Raw genomic sequence first — 2,642 nt, forward strand, 5'->3', positions numbered from 1 at the left:
CTGCGGAGGCGGCGCGCGTCAAAGCGGCAGAGCGAATCGCAGGAGGGGTCAACGGATGCGCGGACTGGCAGGGCTGGTCGTCGGGGCGCTCGTCGCGGCGCTGCTCGGGGCGGTGGGGGCGGTCGGCGCGGTCCTGTGGTTCACGGCCGACCGCGACGTCGTCGTCGAGGCCAACCAGTTCGTCAACCCCGCCGGCGTGATCGACGCGCACAACTCCCCATCGATGGCACGCAACCCGCTGGACCCCGACAACGTCGTGGTGGTCAGCCGGGTCGACCGGCCCGAGTTCCGCGCGTTGCTGCACTGGACCGTGGACGGGGGTGGGACCTGGCGGACGACGTCCCTTCCGCTGCCCGACGGCCTGGACCGCCCCTACGCCCCGGACGCCGCGTTCACCGCGGACGGGATCCTGTACGTGACGTACGTGAACCTCACCGGCCCCGGCAACGCCCCCGACAACCTGTGGATCGCCCGCTCGGACGACGGCGGGCAGTCGCTCACGCAGGTGGGGCGGGTCGCCGGTGAGCTGGCCTTCCAGGCCCGTGTGGTGATCGCCCCCGACGGCGCGATCCACGTCACCTACCTGCAGGCCACCGACGTGGGGACGCTCCAGCTGGTGGGCGACGCCCCGATCGTGGCGGTCCGGTCGGACGACGGCGGTCGGACGTTCTCCGACCCTGTCCGGGTCAGCGACCCCGACCGCCAACGGGTGGGTGCCGCGTCACCGGTCGTGGATGCGGCAGGTGATCTGGTCGTCCTCTACCAGGACTTCAAGGGCGACGTGCGCGACTTCCAGAACCTCGAGGGGCCCCCGTGGGATCAACCGTTCGCGCTGGTCGTCACACGTTCCGGCGACGGGGGTCGCAGCTTCTCGGAAGGGACGGAGATCGAATCCGAGGTCCTCGCCACCGAACGGTTCCTCGTGTTCACCCCGGCCTTCCCGGCGATCGCGGTGCGACCCGGGGGAGGACTCGTCGTCGTCTGGGCCGATGGTCGCAACGGTGACCGCGACGTGTTCCTGCGTCGGTCACCCGAGGGCCGCACGTGGAGCGGGCCGACGCGGGTCAACGACAACCCGGCCGACGACGGCACCGATCAGTACCTGCCGCAGGCGGCGGTCTCGCCCGACGGTCGGGTCGATGTCGTGTTCTACGACCGGCGCCGCGACCCGCAGAACATCATGACCGACGTGTTCATCGCCTCCTCCCCCGACGCAGACGGGCCGTTCCGCAACGTCCGCGTGTCGTCCGCGTCGTTCGACTCTCGAGTCGGCCCCCAGGCGGCCCCGCACCTGCCGGTCGACTTCGGCTCCCGGCTGGGGCTGGACAGCTCGGATGCCGCTGCGCTGGCGGTCTGGACCGACACCCGGCTCGGCAAGGAAGCGACCGGCCGCCAGGACCTGGTCGCCGCCCGCGTGCGCATGCCCGACCGTGACGCTCTTGCTCTGCGACGCACCGTGACCCTGGGGGGGCTGGCCGGGTCCATCGTCGCTCTCACGGCGTGGTGGCTGCTGGGAGCCAGACGCCGGCGCAGCAGTGCGTGATCCGACTCGTCCGGCTGACGACGACTCGACCCTGCGGTTGTACCGTCCGCCCGAACGCGGCGCTGCGTCACGCGCCGACGTGGCGCGGACGCGACCGGCTCGGATCGGCGCAACTCGTTCGTCGCAGGAGACGGTGATGGCCGACCAGGTGTTGGAATGCGAGCGTCACGGCGCACGCACGAAGTTGACGTGCGCCGAGTGCGACGCCCCCATCTGTCCCCGGTGCATGGTGCGCACGGACGTGGGATTGCGCTGCGAGGACTGTGCCACGCCGACGTCCGCCTCGGAGGCGCCGACCTCGCGTCGTCGGTTGCTCCTGGCCATCGGGGCGGCCGTGCTGGGGTTGGGGATCGTGACCGGCGCCCTGGTCCTCGGCGGGATCCTGCCCGGATCGCCGGCCGAGACGCAGCCGGCCGCTGCTCCGGTCGGGGACTGGTCGAAGCTGCCGGCGTTGACGGCCGTGCGGGGATCGACCAGCGCGGTCAGCCTCCCCGACGGGCGGGTCGCGGTCGTCGGAGGCGGCCTCGGGAGCGTTCCCGTCCCGGCCACCGAGATCTTCGACCCCGGCAGCGGCGGGTGGACGCGTTCGGGGGACCTCCGACAGGCGCGCCGGGGACACCGCACCGTCCTGCTCGACGACGGCAGGTTGCTGGCCGCCGGCGGTATCTCGGCGGAGGGACTCCTGGCGTCGGCCGAACTGTGGGATCCTGCCGCCGGCTCGTGGGAACCCACCGCCGAGATGCGCCATCCCCGCCTCGGTCACACCGCGACCGTCCTGAACGACGGCACGGTCCTGGTCACCGGCGGCACCGGTGAGAGTGGCGCGGCGAGCGGCGGCGGCCAGACGGTGCGTCCGACGGGCACCGCCGAGGTCTACGACCCCGCCTCCGCCACGTGGACGTCGATCGGCGACATGCTCGTTGCGCGCTTTGAGCACACGGCGACGCTGCTGCCCGACGGGCGCGTCCTGATCGCCGGGGGACTCGGCGTCGAGGGCGACGAGGTCCGTGCGGTCGCGTCGGCCGAGCTCTACGACCCCAACACCCGGACGTTCAGCCGCACCGGTCAGATGACACAGCCCAGGACCGACCACGCGGCC

Annotated in this window: 2 protein-coding genes; both read left to right on the top strand. The window is 72.5% G+C overall.

Annotated elements, in window-relative coordinates:
• The first annotated feature begins 55 nt into the window (after positions 1–55).
• On the top strand, positions 56–1,543 hold the full coding sequence (locus tag M3N57_03730) for a glycoside hydrolase (GenBank protein ID MDP9021806.1): 1,488 nt from the start codon (positions 56–58) through the stop codon (positions 1,541–1,543).
• 136 nt (positions 1,544–1,679) lie between these two features.
• A partial coding sequence (locus M3N57_03735) for a hypothetical protein (GenBank protein ID MDP9021807.1) occupies positions 1,680–2,642 on the top strand: 963 nt, incomplete at its 3' end.

This window comes from Actinomycetota bacterium (assembly GCA_030776725.1).
In the GTDB taxonomy this organism is placed as follows: domain Bacteria; phylum Actinomycetota; class Nitriliruptoria; order Nitriliruptorales; family JAHWKO01; genus JAHWKW01.

What these genes read in the sequence shown, in the direction of transcription:
- M3N57_03730 (MDP9021806.1), top strand. Translation starts at nt 56, where the DNA reads ATGCGCGGACTGGCAGGGCTGGTCGTCGGGGCGCTCGTCGCGGCGCTG.